We start from the raw sequence: 19,209 nt of genomic DNA, 5'->3' as shown, positions 1-19,209 counted from the left end.
CACGAAGGAGCGGGGTTCGGACCCGCAGTCGAGCGCGGGAGGCGATCCAAAGGACTCAGTCTTCCGGTTCGTAGCCGAGGTTGGGCGACAGCCAGCGCTCGGCCTGCTTCATCGTCCATCCCTTGCGCTCGGCGTAGTCGGCGACCTGGTCCTTGTCGATCCGCCCGACCACGAAGTACCGCGACTCCGGATGGGAGAAGTACCAGCCGCTGACCGCAGCGCCCGGCCACATCGCCATGCTCTCGGTGAGTTCGATACCGGTCTGGGCCTGCACGTCAAGCAGGTCCCAGAGCAGAGCCTTCTCGGTGTGGTCAGGGCAGGCCGGATAGCCAGGGGCCGGCCGGATGCCGGTGTACTTCTCGGCGATCAACGCCTCGTTGTCCAGTCGCTCGTCACCGGCGAAGCCCCAGAACTCCTTGCGCACCCGCTGGTGCAGCCGCTCGGCGAAGGCTTCGGCCAGCCGGTCGGCCAGCGATTCCAGCAGGATCGCGCTGTAGTCGTCAAGGTCCTGCTTGAACTCCAGGATCTTCTTCTCGATACCCAGGCCGGAGGTGACGGCGAAACCACCGATGTAGTCCGGCTTCCCGGACTCCTTCGGGGCCACGAAGTCGGTCAGCGAACGGTTCGGGATCCCCGGCCGGTGCTCGCCCTGCTGCCGGAGGTGGTGCACGGTGGTCAGCACCTCGGTCCGCGATTCGTCGGTGTACACCTCGATGTCCTCGCCGACGGCGTTGGCCGGGAACAACCCGATGACGCCATTGGCGGTGGCCCACTTCTGTTCGATCATCTGGTCCAGCAGGGCCTGCCCGTCGTCGTAGAGGCGGCGTGCGGCCTCACCGGTGGCCGGATTGTTCAGGATGTCCGGGAACCGGCCCTTCATTTCCCAGGCGTTGAAGAACGGGCCCCAGTCGATGTACTCACGCAGCTCCGCCAGCGGATAGTCCTTGAACACCTTCGTGTACGAGCTGACGGTGCCGTGCTGGTGATCGCAGGTAGGGCCCTCGCAGACGTCCTTGGCCTGCTGCAGCAGGAACCTGGGGCGGGGCGGGTGGTAATCGCTCCAGTCGATCGGCGAGCGGGCGGCGATCGCGTCCGGGAAGGTCAGCAGCGGGCGGTCGGTCTTCTTCGCCGCGTGCCGGCGGCGGATGGACTCGTACTCCTTTTCGACCTCGGCCATCAGCACCGGGCGCCGCTCGTCCGAGAGCAGCGCCGCGGCGGTCGGCACCGAACGGGAGGCGTCCTTCACCCAGACCACCGGTCCGTGGTACTTCGGTGTCACCTTGACAGCGGTGTGGGCGCGCGAGGTGGTGGCGCCGCCGATCAGCAGCGGGATCTCCAGGCCCTGGCGTTCCATCTCCTCGGCGAAGTTCACCATCTCGTCCAGCGACGGGGTGATCAGCCCGGACAGGCCGACGATGTCGGCCTTCTCCGCCTTGACGGTGTCCAGGATCTTCTGCGCCGGCACCATCACGCCGAGATCGATCACGTCATAGTTGTTGCACTGCAACACGACTCCGACGATGTTCTTCCCGATGTCGTGCACGTCACCCTTGACCGTGGCCATCACGATCTTGCCCTTCGGCTTCTCGGCGACGTTCGGATCCTTCTCCGCCTCGATGAACGGGATGAGGTAGGCGACGGACTTCTTCATCACCCTGGCGGACTTGACGACCTGCGGCAGGAACATCTTGCCGGCGCCGAACAGGTCGCCGACCACACCCATGCCGTCCATCAGCGGGCCCTCGATCACCTCGATCGGTCGGCCGCCGCGGGCCGAGATCGCGGCCCGGAGTTCCTCGGTGTCCTCCTCGGCGTAGCTGTCGATGCCCTTGACCAGGGCATGGGTGATCCGCTCGGCCACCGGCAGCGCACGCCATTCCTCCGTGGTCGCTTCGGGTTTCACGTCACCGGTGTTGTACTTCTCGGCGATCTCCAGCAGCCGCTCGGCGGCGTCCGGCCGGCGGTTGAGGACGACGTCCTCGATCCGTTCGCGGAGTTCGGGGTCGACGTCGTCGTAGGGCACCAGCGCGCCGGCGTTGACGATGCCCATGTCCATGCCGGCGGCGATCGCGTGGTACAGGAAGACCGCGTGGATGGCCTCACGGACGGCGTTGTTACCGCGGAACGAGAACGAAACGTTCGACACGCCGCCGGAAATGAGCGCGCCGGGCAGATTCTCCTTGATCCACCGGGTGCCCTCGATGTAATCGACGCCGTAGTTGACGTGTTCCTCGATCCCGGTGGCCAGGGCGAAGATGTTGGGGTCGAAGATGATGTCCTCGGCCGGGAAGCCCACCTCTTCGGTGAGAATCTGGTAGGCCCGCGCGCAGATCTCCTTGCGCCGCTCCAGGTTGTCTGCCTGGCCCTGCTCGTCGAAGGCCATCACCACCACGGCCGCGCCGTACTTGCGGCACAGCCGGGCGTGTTCGACGAACTTCTCCACCCCCTCCTTCATCGAGATGGAGTTGACGATCGGCTTGCCCTGCACGCACTTCAGCCCGGCCTCGATCACCTCGAACTTGGAGGAGTCGACCATCATCGGGACCCGGCTGATGTCCGGTTCGCTGGCGATCAGCTTGCAGAAGCGATCCATCGCCTCCACCCCGTCGATCATCCCTTCGTCCATGTTGACGTCGATCACCTGAGCGCCGGCCTCGACCTGCTGTCGGGCTACCGCGAGGGCAGCCGGATAGTCGCCGGCTTTGATCAGTTTGCGGAACCGGGCCGATCCGGTGATGTTCGTCCGCTCGCCGACGTTGACGAACAACGAATCGGCGGTGACGTTGAACGGCTCGAGGCCGGACAGCCGCAGGGCGGGCGCCACCTCGGCGGGCTCGCGGGGTGCCCGGCCCTCCGTCGAGGCGGCAATCGTCTCGATGTGCTCCGGGGTGGTGCCGCAGCAGCCGCCCAGCACGTTCACCAGTCCGCTGGCGGCGAACTCACCGACCACCGACGCCATCTGCTCGGGAGACTCCTCGTACTCACCGAAGGCGTTGGGCAGACCCGCATTCGGGTAACAGGATACGAAGCAGTCGGCGATCCGGGAGAGCTCCGCGACGTACGGACGCATGTCCTTGGCACCCAGCGCACAGTTGAGTCCGACGGCCAACGGCCGGGCATGCCGGACCGAGTTCCAGAATGCCTCGGTGACCTGTCCGGACAGCGTCCGGCCGGAGGCATCGGTGATGGTGCCGGAGATGATCACCGGCCAGCGCCGGCCGGCGTCGGCGAACAGCGTTTCCAGGGCGAAGATCGAGGCCTTGGCGTTGAGGGTGTCGAAGATGGTCTCGATCAGCAGGATGTCGGCACCGCCGTCGACCAGGCCCTGGGCCTGCTGCAGGTAGGCCTGCACCAACTCGTCGTAGCTGACGTTCCGCTTGCCCGGGTCGTTGACGTCGGGGGAGATGGACGCGGTGCGGTTGGTGGGGCCGAGGGCGCCGACCACGAACCGGCGCCGGTCGGGATCTTCGGCGGTGACCGCATCGCAGGCTGCGCGGGCCAGCCGGGCGGAGCAGTAGTTGAGTTCGTAGGCGAGGTCCTGCATGCCGTAGTCGGCCATCGAGATGACCTGCGCGTTGAAGGTGTTGGTCTCGATCAGGTCGGCGCCGGCGTCCAGGTACGCCCGGTGGATCCCGCTGATGATGTCGGGTTGGGTCAGGCTCAGCAGGTCGTTGTTGCCCTTGAGGTCGCTGGGCCAGTCGGCGAAACGGGCGCCGCGGTAGTCGTCCTCACCGAGCTTGTGGCGCTGGATCATGGTGCCCATGGCGCCGTCCAGGATGAGGATCCGCTCCGTCATCAGCGCGGACAGCGCATCGGTGGCGTCTGCCCGGTGCTGCGGGGTGATGTCGGCCCTGCTGAGGCTGGTCGTCGAGGTGGTGGGTGGAGTCACGGAGGTTCCCCTGTGCGTCGGCTAACGGCTTGTCGGGTGGGTGCCGGTGCTGCGGTGATCGACGGTGATCAAGCAGCACGGCCCCGCACGTCGTGGCAGGCCTGCCGGTAACGAGCGGACACCCCAGGATACGACTCGGTCCGCTCGACCCCCGACCGCGCGCGCCGACCGCCGGCGCTTATCAACTTCTCAGGCGCTTCCGAACTCGTCGACTTTCGCCTCATGCGCCACACATCCGCCTACTTCACAGGCGGCTGCGAAGTTGATAAGCGCCGACGATAGCGTTGGGGACGGCCGACCCGACCGAGGAGCGAGTAACTGCGGTGACGAACCTGTATGCCGTGCTGTTCGACATGGACGGCACCCTGACCGACTCCGAGAAGTTGTGGACGATCGCTCTCGATCGGACGGCGGCCGACCTCGGCGGACAGCTGTCGACCGCGACCAGGCACGCGATGGTCGGCCACGACCTGGTCAACTCGATCGACATGCTGCTGGCCGACGTCGGGGTGGATCGCGACGCCGACGAGGTGGCCCGGATGTTGACCGCCCACACCGCGACGCTGTTCGCCGGCGAGATCCCCTGGCGGCCCGGCGCACAGCGACTGTTGACGCAGGTCCGAAACGCCGGGCTGGCCACCGCCCTGGTCACCGCGACCCACCGCGAGTTGGTGGATCTTGCGTTGAACACCTTGGGCCGGCACAGTTTCGACGCGGTCGTGTGCGGCGATGAGGTCAGTGCGAACAAGCCCGATCCGGAGCCCTACCGGCGGGCGATGCAGTTGTTGGGCATGGCCGCCGGGCAGAGCCTGGCCATCGAGGACTCACCCAACGGCTCGGCGTCCGCCCTCGCGGCCGGCGTCCCGGTGCTGGTGGTGCCGTCCGAGGTCGAGGTGCCGCACCGGCCCGGGATGACGTTCGCCGCCTCGCTCACCGACGTCGACGTCGACGATCTCCGCCTGATCCGGTCCGCCGCGGATGCGCAGGACCGGACCCGCTGATCGATCCGGTCAGCCGCCTGGCCGGACACCGACCGCGAACCGGCCGCCGGCCTCGTTGCCGCCGAGCAGGCCGCTGTTGCTGTTCTGTCTGGTCGACGTCGGGATCGCCGCCGCCAGGTCGGCCAGCACCACCTGCTGGCCGCTGGTGAGGCCGGACAGGATCTGGATCCGGTCGGGGCCGATCGCGCCGACCGTCACCGACGTACTGGTGACCGTGCCGCCGTCCATCACCTGTACCGAGTACCGGCCACCGTCGTTGGTGACGGCCGACGTCGGCACGGTCAGCACCCCATCGACCGATGCCACCGTGAGGGTGACCATCGCGCCCGAGCCGTCGAACAGCTGGGTTTCGCCCGGATCCACCACGATGGTGATCGGGTAGGTGGTGGTGGTCGCGGTGCCGCCGTTGGCGCTGGTCAACGATCCGACGTAGGACACCTTCCCGGCGAGGGCCTGGGCCACTCCGTTGACCTCCAAGGCGGCCTGGTCGCCCACCTTGACGTTGTCCACCACACTCAGTGGCACCGTGGTGGTGACGACATGCTGATTCGTGCCCACGATGGTGACGACGGCACTGGTCGAGCCGGCGGACACCCGGTCGCCGGGGGAGATGTCCACCGCAGCAACGGATCCGCTGATCGGCGCGGTGAGTCGCGCCCGGCTCAGGCTCTGCTCGGCGACCGCAACGCCGTACTCGGCGACGTCGATGTTCGCCTGGTCGGTGGCGATGTCGGCGGCGGTCGGGGTGTGGTCCTGCTGGCCGGCCTGACCTTGCTCGGTGCCGGTGTCACCGGAACTCCGGGTGCCGCTGGAGGCCCCGGCCGCGCCGGTGTTCCCTGAGCCGCTGGAGCTCCCGGACCCGCCACTGGATGCCGAGCCCGATCCGGCCGCGTCGGACCTGGTCGTCGCCCCTGCGCCCTGGTTCCCGCTGCCGGAGTACCCGTTGCCCTGACTGTCGGAGCCCTGGCCACCGGCGCCCGCAGCTGCACCGGTGCCCTGGACACCGGTGCCCTGGCTGCCGTTGTCTTGGCTTCCGTTGTCCTGGCCCGAGTTGACTTGGCCGGTGCTGCCCTGGCTGCCCGTGCCCTGACTGCCGGTGCCCTGGTTGCCATTGCCCTGCCCGTTGCTGCCGCCACGACTGGGCGATGTGCTGTTGCTGGGTGCGGCGCCGGTCGGGTTCGACCCGGTCTGGCCGCCCTGCCCGTTCTGGCCCGGCTGCCCCTGCGTGGTGGTGAGGGCGGTCGCCAAAGCGGTGATGGCGTCCGTCAGCTCGTCCTGGGCCGCGCTCACCGCCTGCTGATTTGCGGCCCCGTCGGTCAATGCGTCCTTACAGGCCTGCAAGGCGGTGCCGTCCTGGGTTGCCGGCCCCGCGGTCGACACGGTGGTCGACGTATCCGTCGTCGAGTCGGGTGTCGACGTGTCTGTGCCCGACACCGAATCTGAATCTGACCCGGCCTGATCGTCGCCGGACGACGCCGGCACCGACGACACCGGCACGGATGACGCCGCGTCACCGGAATCGGCCGGAAGGAACGCGGCCTGGCCACGAAGCGGATCGGCAGCCTGCCCGGCGCTCGCTGCGGTGTCGGTGTCGGTCGAGGTGGTCGAGGGCGACGACGCGGACGGCGTCTCTGTGACGGTCACGGTTTCGGTGCTTGTCTCGGTCTGAGTGACGGGTGGGTCGGTGACCGTCTCGGTGACCGGTGGGTCGGTGACCGTCTCGGTGACGGGTGGGTCGGTGACGGTCTCGGTGACCGTCGTAGGGGCCTCGGTGGCGGTGCTGGTGGTGTCCGAGGTCGGAGTATCCGTCGTGGTGGTCGGGTCGGTACCGCCGGAGCTTGGTGCGAGTACGTCGGAGGTGCAGGTGTTGGCGACCGCCGCCTGCCCCTGGGCCGCGCGGTTCGATGCGGCGGTGACGGCCTTCTGGGCTGCGATCACTGCCTGCTGGGCCCTCCGCAGCTCGGCCGACCCTGACCCGTTCGGGCTGCCGTCGCCGCCGGAACCGGTGTTGGTGGGGCGACTGTTCGGGACGCTTGAGCTGGTGCCACCGTGCGGCGCGGAGCCGGAGGTCGATGCGGACGACGTGGGCGAGGTCCCGCGGGCGGCGCCGGTGGCCGAGCTGCTCGGGCTCCCCGCGCCGGAACCAGCGCCCGACCCGGCGCCCTTGGCACCCGCCGTGTCGTCATTCCTGCCGGCGTTGGTCCCGTCGTCGGTGTTGCCGGTGCTGCCGGCGCTGCCGGCGCCGCCGGCGGCCCCGGCGGTACCCGTCCCCGCGGCGGCGTCGGTCCCGGCACTTCCGGCACCGCCGTTGCTGTTGCCGCCCGGGGCGTAGCCCGACCCAGCCTGGTCGTTGCCGGCCGCGGGCGACGCCGAGGACGCCGATGATGAAGTGCTGGCTGCCGCGCTGCTGGTCACCGCATCCTGCTGGGCTTGCAGGTCGTCGGCCAACTGCTGCTCGGCCGCTTCCAGGGTGTCCTTCGCATCGGTGACCGCCGAGCTGAGGTCGTCGGTGGCCAGGGTCGCCAGGGTCTGGCCGGCGCTCACCGTGTCGCCGACCTCGACCTTCACCGTGGACACGGTGCCGCCGACGGCGAAGGCTACGTCATTGCGTGTCCCGCTGGCTACCTTCCCGGATTGGACGACCTGTTGGGTCACCGATCCCGTTGCCACCGGCGCCATTCGGTAGGCCGCCTCCGCGGGCGCACTCTGCACCACGATCACGGCGACCACCGCTCCGGCCACCACCACCGCAACGGCGGCGCCGCTCAGTCGCTGCCGGAGTCTGCGCCGCGCCCTGATCCGGGCCGCCGCCGAACCGGAGGTCATCGGATCAGCCATGTGTCGTTCCGGTGGTCGGTGCCGGATCGTTCGGCCCGGCGCCGTTCTGTTGTCCGGACCCCTGGCCGCCGACGCGACCGCCGAAGGTCGTGCACTGGCCGTCGGTCGCGGCAGTCAGCTCAACGGTGGTCGCGGCGACCGCGCCGGTGCTGTCGGCGGTCCCCATCACGGTGGCGCACTGGCCCACCTTCGCGTCTTTCGCCGTGCCGCTCTGCCGGCTGGTGTAGTCGGTGTCGGCATTGACCGTGATGGTGCCGGTGGTCTTCGCACCGTCCCGGTCCGACTCGGTCACGGTGATCGTCGACCCACTCACCTTCGTCACCTGACCGGAGAGTGCGCCGCCGAAGCCGCCCGGGAAGCCGGCCCGACCCGTCCCGTCGGTACCGCTGCCCGGAGCGCCGGCGGGTGGTGGTGCCGAGGGCGCGGCCGAGGGTGCGGCGCCGGAGGGCCGGGCGCCGCCGCGGCCGCCGCCGAAGCCGCCGAGGCCGGTGCCGTCAGTGCAGGAGCCCTTGGTCGCGGCCGTCACCAGCACCGTGCCGGCGGTGATCGCGGTAGGTCGCTGCCCGGTGCCGTTGCCCGGGGCACCGGTGCCGGACGGCGGCGCCGTGGGGGCCGCATCCGTGGATCCGCTCCCGCCCGCCGAGCCGTTCCCGCCGGCGGTCCGGGCTGCGACGGCGGTGACGCAGCTGCCGACGGTCACCGACTTCAAGGACGCGGCAACGGTCTTGCTGAACGTCGTCTTATCCGTGTAATTGACCGTGGTCTGGCTGGTGGAACTCTGGACGTAGAAGCCGGAGGTCACGAGTTGGGCGATCAGACCGGAAGCGGCCGGCCGGAAGTTCCGTCCGTCGGAGTTCGACGTCCCGCCCGATTTCCCGTCACCCGCTGCACCATCGGACGGCGCCGCACCTTCGGACGGCGCTGCACCACCGGACGGCGCCGCACCACCGGACGGCGCCGCCGGCTCGCCCGCGGACGTCGGGGCACCACCGGGTGCGGCACTGCCGGCAGCCGTTGCCGACCCGCAACCCGCAAGCAGTACCGCGATCGCCACGGCGCCGGCGGCGACCGCACCGGCCCGCCACCGTCGGGTCATCGCCGGGCGGCGGGCCCAGCCACCGACGGCGGTCGCGACCGTCCGGGCATCGTCGGCATGAGGAAGGTGGCGCATCATTCGCTCCTGAGTGCATCGATAGGGGCCAGCCGGGCAGCACGCACGGCCGGATAGACGCCGAATACCAAACCGATGGCGACGGCGATGGCAATGGAACCGGTGACGGCGGTCGGCGAGACCACCACGGCGGCAGAGGACACCAGTTTCGGTACGAACTTCGCTGCGGCGATCCCGAGGGCGGCGCCCAGCAGACCGCCGGTCAGGCCGAGGATCATCGCCTCCACCAGGAACTGCCTTCGGATGGCGGAAGGGGCTGCCCCCAACGCCTTTCGCAGGCCGATCTCCCTGGTGCGTTCGGACACCGAGACCAACATGATGTTCATGACGCCGATCCCACCGACCAGCAGCGAGAGCGCGGCGATCCCGGTGAGCAGCACGGTGAGGGTCTTGCTCACCGAGGTGGCGGTCGACAGCAACGCCTGCTGGCTGCTGATCGAGAAGTCGGCGCTGTCCGCCGAGGCGATCTGATGCAGGTTGAGCAACAACGCATTCGCCTCCTGGTAGGCCGCCGACAGGGCCGCCTCGTCCGGTGCCTGCAGGTAGATGGTCGACACCGAATTCGGTGACGACCCGCTGAACAGATCGCGGGCGGCGGTGCTCATCGGGAAGAGTGCCTGATCGTCGAGATTGCTGGTGGAATCGCTGCCCGCAGCGGCGAGCACGCCGATCACCTCGAACGAGATGCCGTTGGACGTCACCGAACTGCCCACGACGTTGGTGGAACCGAAGAGTTCGGAGGCGGTCTCGGAGCCGAGCACGGTGACGTCGGCCTTGTCGGCGACATCCGCGTCGGTGAAGAACCGACCGGAGGCCAGGGTGCGGTCGCGCACGATCGGGAACGACGGATCGGTGCCCACCAGTTGGGTTGTCCAGTTGTTGTCGCCGGCGGTCAGCGACCCCGACGACTGTTTGACCGCGGACACCGCTGCGATGTCCGGACAGTTCACCGAGTCCCGCAATGCGGCGACGTCGCTGGTGGTGAGGGTGGTGGCCGAGCCGAAGCCACCCCGAACGCCGTTGGTGCTGGCGCTGCCGGGGGAGACGATCAGCAGGTTGCTGCCGAGCGAGGAGATGCTCGCACCCACCTGCCGTTGGCTACCCAGACCCAGCCCGACGGTCAGGATGACGGCCGCGATGCCGATCAGGATCCCCAGACAGGTCAGCGCGGACCGGAGGCGGTGCGACCGGATCGATTCCAGGCCGGTACGGAAGGTGTCGAGCCACTTCATCGCAGCACCTCGTCCGCGGTGATCCGGCCGTCCCGCACCGCGATGGTGCGGCCGCTGCGCCTGGCGACGTCGTGCTCGTGGGTGATCAGCACGATGGTGCGACCCTGGGCATGCAGTTCGTCGAGCAGGCCGAGGGCGTCCTCGGTGGACTTCGAGTCGAGGTTGCCGGTCGGCTCGTCCGCGAGCAGCAGGGTGGGATCACCGACCAATGCACGGGCCACCGCGACGCGCTGTTGTTGCCCGCCCGAGAGTTCGCCGGGTTTGTGCCCGATCCGGTCGGCCAGGCCGACCTTCGCGAGTGCCTCGATCGCCCGGCGTTTGCGGTCGGCCCTTGGCACTCCGGCGTAGATGAGGCCGAGTTCGACGTTGCGCCAGGCCGACAGGTGGGGGAGCAGATTGAACTGCTGGAACACGAAGCCGATGCGCCGGTTGCGGATCTGGGCCAGCTCGACCTCGTCCAGCACGCTGACGTCCTCGCCGGAGAGTTCATAGCGCCCGGAACTCAACACGTCCAGGCACCCGATGATGTGCATCAGGGTCGACTTGCCGGAACCCGACGGCCCGGTGATCGAGACGTACTCGCCGGGATCGATCCGCAGCGAGACCCCGTCCACCGCGGTGACGTGCATGGAACCTGAACCATAGATCTTGCGGACATCGGTCAGCCGGATCACCGGTGTCGGATCGTCGGCCGATCCGTCTGCGGCGGCCGGCTCACGGTCGAGCATGGTGGTCATCAGCCGTCGCCTCGGTTCCGGCCGACGAACCCACCGGCGCCGGGGTAGCCGCCGGCACCACCGGGATAGCCACCGGCGCCGCCGTCATAGCCGCTGCGCCCGTTGGTGTTCGATGACCCGGAGCGGTTGATGGTGGTGATCGTCTCCTGCACCACATCACCCTCGGACAGCCCCTTGGTGATTTCGATCTGGGTACCAGAGGTCTCGCCGACGGTCACCGGTACCGCACTGACGACGCCGTCGGTGACCTTGTCCACCACGGCCTGGCCGTCCTGCTGACGCACTGCCAGGGCGGGGATCAGCAGCGCGTCGTTGCGTTGGGAGTAGATCACGGAGACGCTCACCGAACTGCCGTCGTGCAGATCCTTGGGGCTGCCGGTGACGTCGATCACGACCGGGAAGCTGGTGGTGTTGCCGGAGGTGGTGGCCAGAAGTCCAACCGACGCAACGACACCGAAGATTGCCGACGTGCTCTGTCCGGCGGTGCCCTGACCGGCGGTGCCCTGACCGGCGCTGCCCTGACCGGTCGCTCCACCGCCGGTGCCGCCCGAGCCGGTGCCGCTTTGGTTGGTGCCGCCTTGGTTGGTGCCGCCCGGGGCAGCCGCACCGCCCGGAGGTTCGCCGGCGAGGCCGCCGAACCCACCGGCGCCGCCGAACCCGCCGAACCCGCCGGTATTGCTCGAACTCGTCGATTCGGACAGCGAGATGGTTGCCTGCATACCCTTCTTCAGCAGTCCGACCTGGCTGTCCGACACCGTCGCGTCCACCTGCCAGCTGGCGGTGTCCACGATCAGGAACTGGGCCGAGGAACTCGAGGACCCGGTCGCGCCGGTTCCCGAACTGCCGGCACCCGAGGCACCGGCGCCCGACCCGCTGGAGCCCGAGCCGGCTGAACTCGAACCGCCGGAGCCGGTGGACGAGCCGGACCCGGACGCCGAGACCTGCTGTCCCACCGAGAGTTCCAGCCCCTGGATCTGACCGGCGACCGGAGCCTTCAGCTGGGCAGCGGCCAGATCGCTGTTGGCCTGGTCGACCTTCTGCTGGGCGACCGCGATCGAGGCGTTGTCCGCAGTGATCTGCGAGTCGTCCGCCTCCGCGTCGACGTCGGTGGTCTTCTTGGCTTTCGCCTGGGCCAGCCCGGCCTTGGCGGTGGCGACGGCCGACCTGAGCTCCAGGGTGTCGACGGTGGCCAGCAACTGGCCCTTCTTCACGGTCTGTCCCAGCGTCACCGCGACCTTCGTCACCGTCCCGGCGACCGCGAAGTTGACGTCCTCCTGGACCTTCGGTGTGACGGACCCGGTGGCCGCGACGGTCGAGGTGATGGTGCCGAGTGCCGCCGTCGCCTGCACCGTCCTGGTGCTGACTGTGGGGGCCGCGGCCGCCGTGTCGGTCGAACGGTGGGTCCACCACCAGGCACCGCCACCGGCGATCAGCACCACCACCACGCCGGCGGCGATCCACCGACCGCGGGACTTCTTGGCTGAGGCTGCGGCCGAGGCGGCCGACGGTGGCTCGCCCCAGGACGGTCGGTCGGCCGGGTCTGCGGAGCCAGGGTCCGACGGCGGGCCGGACTGGCCGGTCAACTCCGCCGTCAACGAATCGTCGGCCGGTACTCCGTCCGGGATCTGCACGGGTGTGCTGTGGGTGTCATCGTCCGTCGAGTACCGCTGGGTCGCCATCTGCGCGTCTCACCGTTCAGCCGTGCCGTCGCGGGACCCGCACGGTGCCCGCGTATTGCCAACGACAGGACGTTAGGAGCACCGCCTCGCCTCCCGGTGAGCGGAACCTGGGTGCGAACTGTGAGAATCCGTCGAAGCTGTGACGATGCTGTGAATCCCCGGATTCAGGTAGCGGAAACCTGGCCAGGTAGCGCTGATTCCTAGGGCGTGTCCGGCAAAGTTCCGCTACCTACGGGCGTGATCACCCGGCCGACGGTGCCAGCAGGACCGCGCTGTGCGCCGGCAGCTCGACCGCATCGTCATCGACGGAAGCGGCGGCCGTGGCGAGCAAAAGGCCGCCGTGTCGGCGCACCGGGATGGTGGCGACGGCGTCGGCGAAGTTCACCGCTACCTGGAGGCCGCCGCGGTCCATCAACAGCCACCGCGCGGCATCGTCGAAGCTGACACCGATCCGGTCGAACCGGGGGTCCGTCAGTTCCGTCCGGCAGCGCCGCAGCCGGATCAACTCGCGGTACAACCGCAGCAGTTCGGCGTGCGCACCGGTGGTCGGCTCGGACCAGTCGAGTTTGGAGTTCGTGAAGGTCGCCGGATCCTGCGGATCGGGTACGACGGTCGGATCCCAGCCCATCCGTTCGAACTCGGCGAGCCGGCCGGTGGCGGTGGCGATCCCGAGCTCCGGCTCGGGGTGCGAGGTGAAGAACTGCCACGGTGTCGCTGCCCCCCACTCCTCACCCATGAACAGCATCGGGGTGAACGGTCCGGCGAGCACCATCACCGCGGCCACCGCGAGGTCCTCGGGGCCGAGCGATGCGGTGAGCCGATCGCCGGTCGCCCGGTTGCCGATCTGATCGTGGTCCTGGGAGTACCCGACGAATGCCCAGGCCGGTGTGGTCCTGACGTCGACCGGACGACCGTGGCTGCGGCCGCGGAACGACGACCATGAACCGTCGTGGAAATAGGCGCCGCGCAACACCTTCGCGATCGCCGACATGCTGCCGAAATCGGCGTAGTAGCCGACCTTCTCGCCGGTCAGCGCGACATGTAGGACGTGGTGGTAGTCGTCGTTCCACTGGGCGTCGAGTCCGTATCCGCCGGCCTGCCGGGGCGTGACCAGCCGTGGGTCGTTCAGATCCGACTCGGCGATCAGCGTGAGCGGCCGGCCGACATGCGCCGACAAAGCCGCCACCTCGACGGCCAGCTCCTCGAGCAGGTGCACGGCACCACGATCGACCAGGGCGTGCACGGCGTCCAGCCGCAACCCGTCGACCCGGTAGTCGTCCAGCCACATCGCCGCGTTGTCCAGGATGAACCGGCGGACCTGGCCGGACCCCGGACCGTCCAAGTTCACCGACGAACCCCAGGTGTTGGCGTGGCCGGACTGCAGATAGGGTCCGAACAACGGCAGATAGTTGCCGCTCGGTCCGAGATGGTTGTACACGACATCCTGGATCACCCCGAGCCCGCGGGCGTGGCATGCTTCGACGAACCGCTGATAACCGGCCGGGCCGCCGTAACTCTCCTGCACGGCGTACCAGAGCACTCCGTCATAACCCCAGTTGTGGCTGCCGTTGAACGCGTTGACCGGCAACACTTCGACGAAGTCCACCCCCAGGTCGACCAGGTGGTCGAGCCGATCGATGGCCGCGTCGAAGGTGCCATCGGCGGTGAAGGTGCCGATGTGCAGCTCGTAGATCACCCCGCCGGCCAGCTGCCGTCCGGTCCACGGCCGGTCGGACTCGGGACCGGCCACCGGCGTGACGGTGCGCGACATGCCGTGCACCCCATCGGGTTGCCGGCGCGACCGCGGGTCCGGCCGTACCGCCGGGTCGTCGTCGAGCAGGAACCCGTAGTCGACCTCGGTGTCGGGTGCCAGCTCCAGCTCGACCCGCCACCAGCCGGCGTCCCCGCGCAGCATCGGGGTGTCCATCGCCGGGTGGGCGTCACCCACCCGGCGGTGGCGTAGCCGCACCCGCTCGGGAGTCGGTGCCCAGACGGCGAATTCACGCATGCGCGTCCACCACCTCGAACGGGGCCAGCAGCGCCACGGGGTAGGCGGCAAGCAGTCCGTCGACGGCGACCGAACGGGGCTGACGACGCCCGGTCAGCACATCAACCCAGTCCCGGTCAGGCAGTTCCAGCCGGGTGTCCCGCCAGCCGCCGCCGTCGGCGAGGCCGACCGGCAGCCGAGTGGCCACCGTGATCGCGCCGCCGCGGTCGAAGGCGACCAGGTGCTGCTGCGCCGCGCCGGCTGCCGGCAGCGCGGCATACCCGGTGAACAGTTCCGGATGATCACGTCGCAGTCGCAGTGCCCGCGAGGTGACCAGCAGCTTGGCCGCGCCGGAGGAGTCGATCGACGGCAGCAGCCCCCGGCCGTCGATCCGGTCCAACAGGGTCGCGTTGGCGGCCAGATCCACCTCCCGCCGGTTGTCCGGGTCCACCAACGAGTTCTGCCAGGTCTCGGTGCCCTGGTAGACGTCAGGCACTCCGGGTGCGGTGAGCTGGATCAGCTTGGCCGACAACGAGTTCGACCAGCCGTCCGGGGTCAGCTCGGCCGCGATCGCGGCGAGCTCGACGGACAGCACCGGATGGTCGTACAGGGCGTCGACCATGGCGTGCATCGTCCGTTCGAAGGCGAGATCCGGATCGGTCCAGCCGGTGGAGGCGCCGGCTTCCCTGGCTGCCTTCTCCGCATAGCCATGTAACCGGTCCCGCTCGATCGGCCAGCTGCCGAACGCGGCCTGCAGCAACAGGTTCGCCAATGGCCCGTCGGGCAGCGGCGCGACCCGCAGGCAGGTCCGCACGAAGGTGGTCCAGCGTCCCGGCACTTCCGACAGCACGGAGATCCTGGCCCGGACGTCCTCGCCGCGCTTGGTGTCGTGGGTGGACAGTGCGGTCATCGTGTGTGGCCAGGTCCGCAGCCGATGCGCCTGCACGGCATGGAACTCGTCCGGGGACACGGCGAACCCGGCGGGGTCGCCGCCGACTTCGGTGAGCGAGGTGAGCCGGGACCAGCGGTAGAAGGCGCAGTCCTCGACGCCCTTGGCCATCACCATCCCCGAGGTCTGCTGGAACCGGACGCTGAATTCGGTCCCGGCTTCCCGCAGCCGCCCGGCCAGGTACACCAGCACCTCGGCCAACTCCGGCCGGCGCCGGATCGCCTCGTCAACGGCAGCGGTCAGCTGCTCGTCGCCATCCGGCAGATAGCTGCGATACACGCCGAAGCAGGCCAGCAACTCGGCGATCCCGTCATCCGCCCGGTCGATCTGCGGCGTCAACCTGGCCAGTCGCAGCACCTCGGAGCGCAGGATGCCGTCAGCCACCGCGCGTTTGGTCCCGTGCACGAGTTCCGGCCAGTCCATCCGGCGGCCGCGCAGTTCGGTATCGAGGGCGTCGAGGGCGTCCTCGCCGGCGGGGTCGACGAACAACCGGTCGAGGGTGGCCAGCGCGTCGTAGCCGGTGGTGCCGGCGCACTTCCAGCCGGCCGGCAGCGTCTCGCCGGCTTCCAGGATCTTTTCCACCACGACGAACCGGTCGTCGGCCAGCTGGGCCAGCGCCTGCAGGTAGCCGGCCGGATCGGCCAGCCCGTCCGGGTGGTCGACCCGCAGCCCGTCAACCCAGCCACGGTCCATCCAGTCCTTGATCTGGGCATGGGACTGCCGCAACACCTCGGGGAGTTCGACCCTGATGCCGGCCAGCGTGCTGACCGCGAAAAACCTGCGATAGTTCAGCTCGGCATCGGCACGCCGCCAGTTGACCAGTTCGTAGTGCTGGCGATCGTGGATCTGTTGCGGGCTTTCGGCCGGGTCGATACCGATGCTGCCGTCGGCGATCGGGAACCGGTGGTCGTGGTAGCAGAGCAACCCGTCCCGGACCTGCAGGGCAGCGAGTTCATCGGGACCGTCGCCGAGCACCGGGATCCGCAGCCGGCCGTCGCCGAATTCCCAGTCGATGTCGAACGCGGTGGCGTGCACCGAATCCGGTCCGCGATACAACACGTCCCACCACCAGATCGACTGCACAGGGTCCTGGACACCGACATGGTTCGGCACGATGTCCACCAGCACCCCGAGGCCGGCGGCGTGCGCGGCGTCGGCGGCCAGCCGGAGCCCCGGCCGACCGCCGCGGGTGTCGTCGGTCCGGGAGTGATCGACCACGTCGTAGCCGTGGTCGGAGCCGCGGGTGGACTGCAGCAACGGCGACAGGTACAGCCAGTCGGCACCCAGCCGGCGAAGATAGTCGACGGCCAGCGCCACCTCCGGCAGTCCCCGGCGCGCGTTCACCTGGATCCGGTAGGTGGACAGCGGGGTGCGCATCGGATCGGCTCCAGCTGGCTTCGGCGGGGCCACCGGCGTCAGCCCGCGGTTCCGCCGTTGCGGGCCGGGGATCCGACCGGCACCGGTGGAACGGCCGGGACGGTGGCGGCCGTATCGGCCTGCGGCGCATCGACATCCGCTGCCGCCACGGATTCCAGCACCACCATGCCCTTGGCAGCCACCTGGACCGAGCCGCCGGCGGTGGCCGGTTGTTGTCCGTCGGCGAACCCGGCGGTGTCGATGACGATCTGCCAGGCCTGGCCGTACTCCTCCGGGGGCAGAGTGAACTCCAGACCCTCGTCGTGCGCGTTGAACAACAGCATGAACGAGTCGTCGATCACCTTGCTGCCGCGGGTGTCGGTGCCGTGGATACCGTGCCCGTCCAGGAACACCGCTACCGATCGGCCGAACCCGGCGCCCCAGTCCCGGTCCGTCATCGCCACCCCGGCGGGGGTGAACCAGGCGATGTCCGGCAACGGTTCTCCCTCGCCCCGCGCGGTCGGCCGGCCGTCGAAGAACCGCCGGCGGCGGAAGGTGGGGTGGTGTTTGCGCAGCCGCATCACGGAGGCGGTGAACTCGACCAATGATTCGTCGGCGCCGGCCCAATCGATCCAGGTGAGTTCGGAGTCCTGGCAGTAGGCGTTGTTGTTGCCCTGCTGGGTCCTGGCCATCTCGTCGCCGTGCAGCAGCATCGGGACCCCTTGCGAGAGCAGCAGAGTGGCCAGGAAGTTCCGTCGCTGCCGGGAGCGCAGGGCGAGGATTTCCGGGTCGTCGGTCGGCCCCTCGGTGCCGCAGTTCCAGGAGCGGTTGTGCGACTCGCCGTCCTTGTTGTCCTCGCCGTTCGCCTCGTTGTGCTTGTCGTCGTAGGAGACCAGGTCGTTGAGGGTGAACCCGTCGTGGGCGGTGACGAAGTTGATCGAGGCCACCGGCCGGCGCCCGGAATGTTCGTACAGGTCGGCCGATCCGGTGATCCGGGACGCGAACTCGCCGAGCGCGGCCGGCTCGCCGCGCCAGAAGTCGCGGACCGTGTCGCGGTACTTCCCGTTCCATTCCGTCCACTGCGGCGGGAAGTTCCCGACCTGGTAGCCGCCGGGACCGATGTCCCACGGCTCGGCGATCAGCTTGACCTGGCTGACGATCGGGTCCTGCTGGACGAGTTCGAAGAAGGTGGAGAGTCGGTCGACGTCGTAGAACTCGCGGGCCAGCGCGGCCGCCAGGTCGAACCGGAAGCCGTCGACGTGCATCTCCGTCACCCAGTACCGCAGCGAGTCCATGATCAGCTGCAGCGAGTGCGGGTGGCGGACGTTCAGCGAGTTACCGGTTCCGGTGTAGTCCATGTAGAACTGCAGGTCGTCGTCGACCAGCCGGTAATACGCGGCGTTGTCGATGCCGCGGAACGACAGTGTCGGACCCAGGTGGTTGCCCTCGGCGGTGTGGTTGTAGACCACGTCCAGGATCACTTCGATGCCGGCCGCGTGCAGGGCCTTGACCATCGCCTTGAACTCCTGGACCTGCTGGCCGCGGTCGCCGAATGCCGAATAGGAGTTGTGCGGGGCGAAGAATCCGATCGTGTTGTAGCCCCAGTAGTTCGACAGGCCCTTGTCCAGCAGGGTGTTGTCCTGGACGAACTGGTGCACCGGCATCAGCTCGACCGCGGTCACTCCGAGCCGCACCAGGTGGTCGATCACCGCTGGATGCGTCATCGCCGCGTAACTACCGCGCTGGCTCTCCGGCACTTCGGGGTGCAGCTTCGTCAGCCCCTTGACGTGGGCCTCGTAGATGACGGTGTCCGCGTACGGCGTCTGCGGCGCGTGGTCGCCGGTCCAGTCGAAGAACGGGTTGATCACCACCCCCCAGAACATGTGCGGGCCGGAGTCGTCGTCGTTCGGAGCCTCCGGGTTGCCCATGTCGTAGGCGTACAGCGACGGGTCCCAGTCGATCTCGCCGCACACCGCCTTCGCGTACGGGTCGAGCAGCAGTTTGTTCGGGTTGCACCTCGCGCCGGTCGCCGGGTCGTACGGGCCGGTGACCCGGTAGCCGTATCGCTGCCCGGGCTGCATGGTCGGCAGATAGCAGTGCCAGACGAAGCCGTCGACCTCGGGCAACTCGATCCTGGTCTCGGTGCCGTCGTCGTTCAGCAGGCAGAGCTCGACCTTCTCGGCGACCTCGCTGAACAGCGCGAAGTTGGTGCCGGTCCCGTTGAACGTGGCACCGAGCGGGTAAGGAGTACCGGGCCAGATGTCCATCGCGTTCTCCGTTCGACCGGCCGGACAGGGACAGCAGGTGGCACCGCGGCTGGACGCCTTGCTGCGCCGGCGCAGGCTCACCCTATCGGCATCCCGACCGCGG

General features: G+C 69.0%; 10 protein-coding genes. 1 reads left to right on the top strand and 9 read right to left on the bottom strand.

Translation table 11 applies throughout. The annotated features are described in order from the left end of the window. Window positions 1-55: 55 nt before the first annotated feature. Complete coding sequence (gene metH, locus K340_RS0104730; protein WP_084614048.1) at window positions 56-3,889, bottom strand: methionine synthase; 3,834 nt, start codon at window positions 3,887-3,889, stop codon at window positions 56-58. Window positions 3,890-4,212: 323 nt separating this feature from the next. Between metH and K340_RS0104725 the strand changes: the two genes are divergently transcribed. Further along, entirely contained in the window at window positions 4,213-4,890 is a 678-nt protein-coding gene (locus tag K340_RS0104725; protein WP_037362668.1) for an HAD family hydrolase, read from the top strand. 9 nt (window positions 4,891-4,899) lie between these two features. Here K340_RS0104725 and K340_RS0104720 read toward each other — a convergent pair whose 3' ends face one another. The 8 genes from K340_RS0104720 to glgX form a co-directional block, all read right to left on the bottom strand. Beyond that, window positions 4,900-7,728, bottom strand: coding sequence for an efflux RND transporter periplasmic adaptor subunit (locus K340_RS0104720; protein ID WP_029135872.1), 2,829 nt, complete (start codon window positions 7,726-7,728; stop codon window positions 4,900-4,902). Then, complete coding sequence (locus K340_RS27495) at window positions 7,721-8,899, bottom strand: hypothetical protein (protein WP_051265067.1); 1,179 nt, start codon at window positions 8,897-8,899, stop codon at window positions 7,721-7,723. Before K340_RS27495 ends, K340_RS0104720 begins: the two co-directional genes overlap by 8 nt. Next, on the bottom strand, window positions 8,899-10,131 hold the full coding sequence (locus tag K340_RS0104710) for an ABC transporter permease (protein WP_029135871.1): 1,233 nt from the start codon (window positions 10,129-10,131) through the stop codon (window positions 8,899-8,901). Before K340_RS0104710 ends, K340_RS27495 begins: the two co-directional genes overlap by 1 nt. Next, window positions 10,128-10,859 carry an ABC transporter ATP-binding protein gene (locus tag K340_RS0104705; RefSeq protein WP_029135870.1) on the bottom strand — a complete coding sequence of 244 codons (732 nt, stop codon included), beginning with the start codon at window positions 10,857-10,859 and terminating at the stop codon, window positions 10,128-10,130. Before K340_RS0104705 ends, K340_RS0104710 begins: the two co-directional genes overlap by 4 nt. An 8-nt stretch (window positions 10,860-10,867) precedes the next feature. Further along, window positions 10,868-12,547 carry a biotin/lipoyl-binding protein gene (locus tag K340_RS27490; RefSeq protein ID WP_051265065.1) on the bottom strand — a complete coding sequence of 560 codons (1,680 nt, stop codon included), beginning with the start codon at window positions 12,545-12,547 and terminating at the stop codon, window positions 10,868-10,870. 241 nt (window positions 12,548-12,788) lie between these two features. Continuing rightward, entirely contained in the window at window positions 12,789-14,555 is a 1,767-nt protein-coding gene (treZ, locus tag K340_RS0104695; protein ID WP_029135869.1) for a malto-oligosyltrehalose trehalohydrolase, read from the bottom strand. Continuing rightward, a complete protein-coding gene (gene treY, locus K340_RS0104690; RefSeq protein ID WP_029135868.1) occupies window positions 14,548-16,860 on the bottom strand; it encodes a malto-oligosyltrehalose synthase in 2,313 nt (770 codons plus the stop codon). Before treY ends, treZ begins: the two co-directional genes overlap by 8 nt. 38 nt (window positions 16,861-16,898) lie before the next feature. Then, window positions 16,899-19,106, bottom strand: a complete 2,208-nt coding sequence (glgX, locus tag K340_RS27485; protein WP_051265063.1) for a glycogen debranching protein GlgX — start codon at window positions 19,104-19,106, stop codon at window positions 16,899-16,901. Window positions 19,107-19,209 lie beyond the last annotated feature (103 nt).

Source organism: Nakamurella lactea DSM 19367 (genome assembly GCF_000426645.1).
GTDB classification, from domain to species: Bacteria; Actinomycetota; Actinomycetes; order Mycobacteriales; family Nakamurellaceae; genus Nakamurella; species Nakamurella lactea.
The sequence above is the reverse complement of the archived record's forward strand: the minus strand, read 5'-3'. Positions and strand labels throughout refer to the sequence as shown.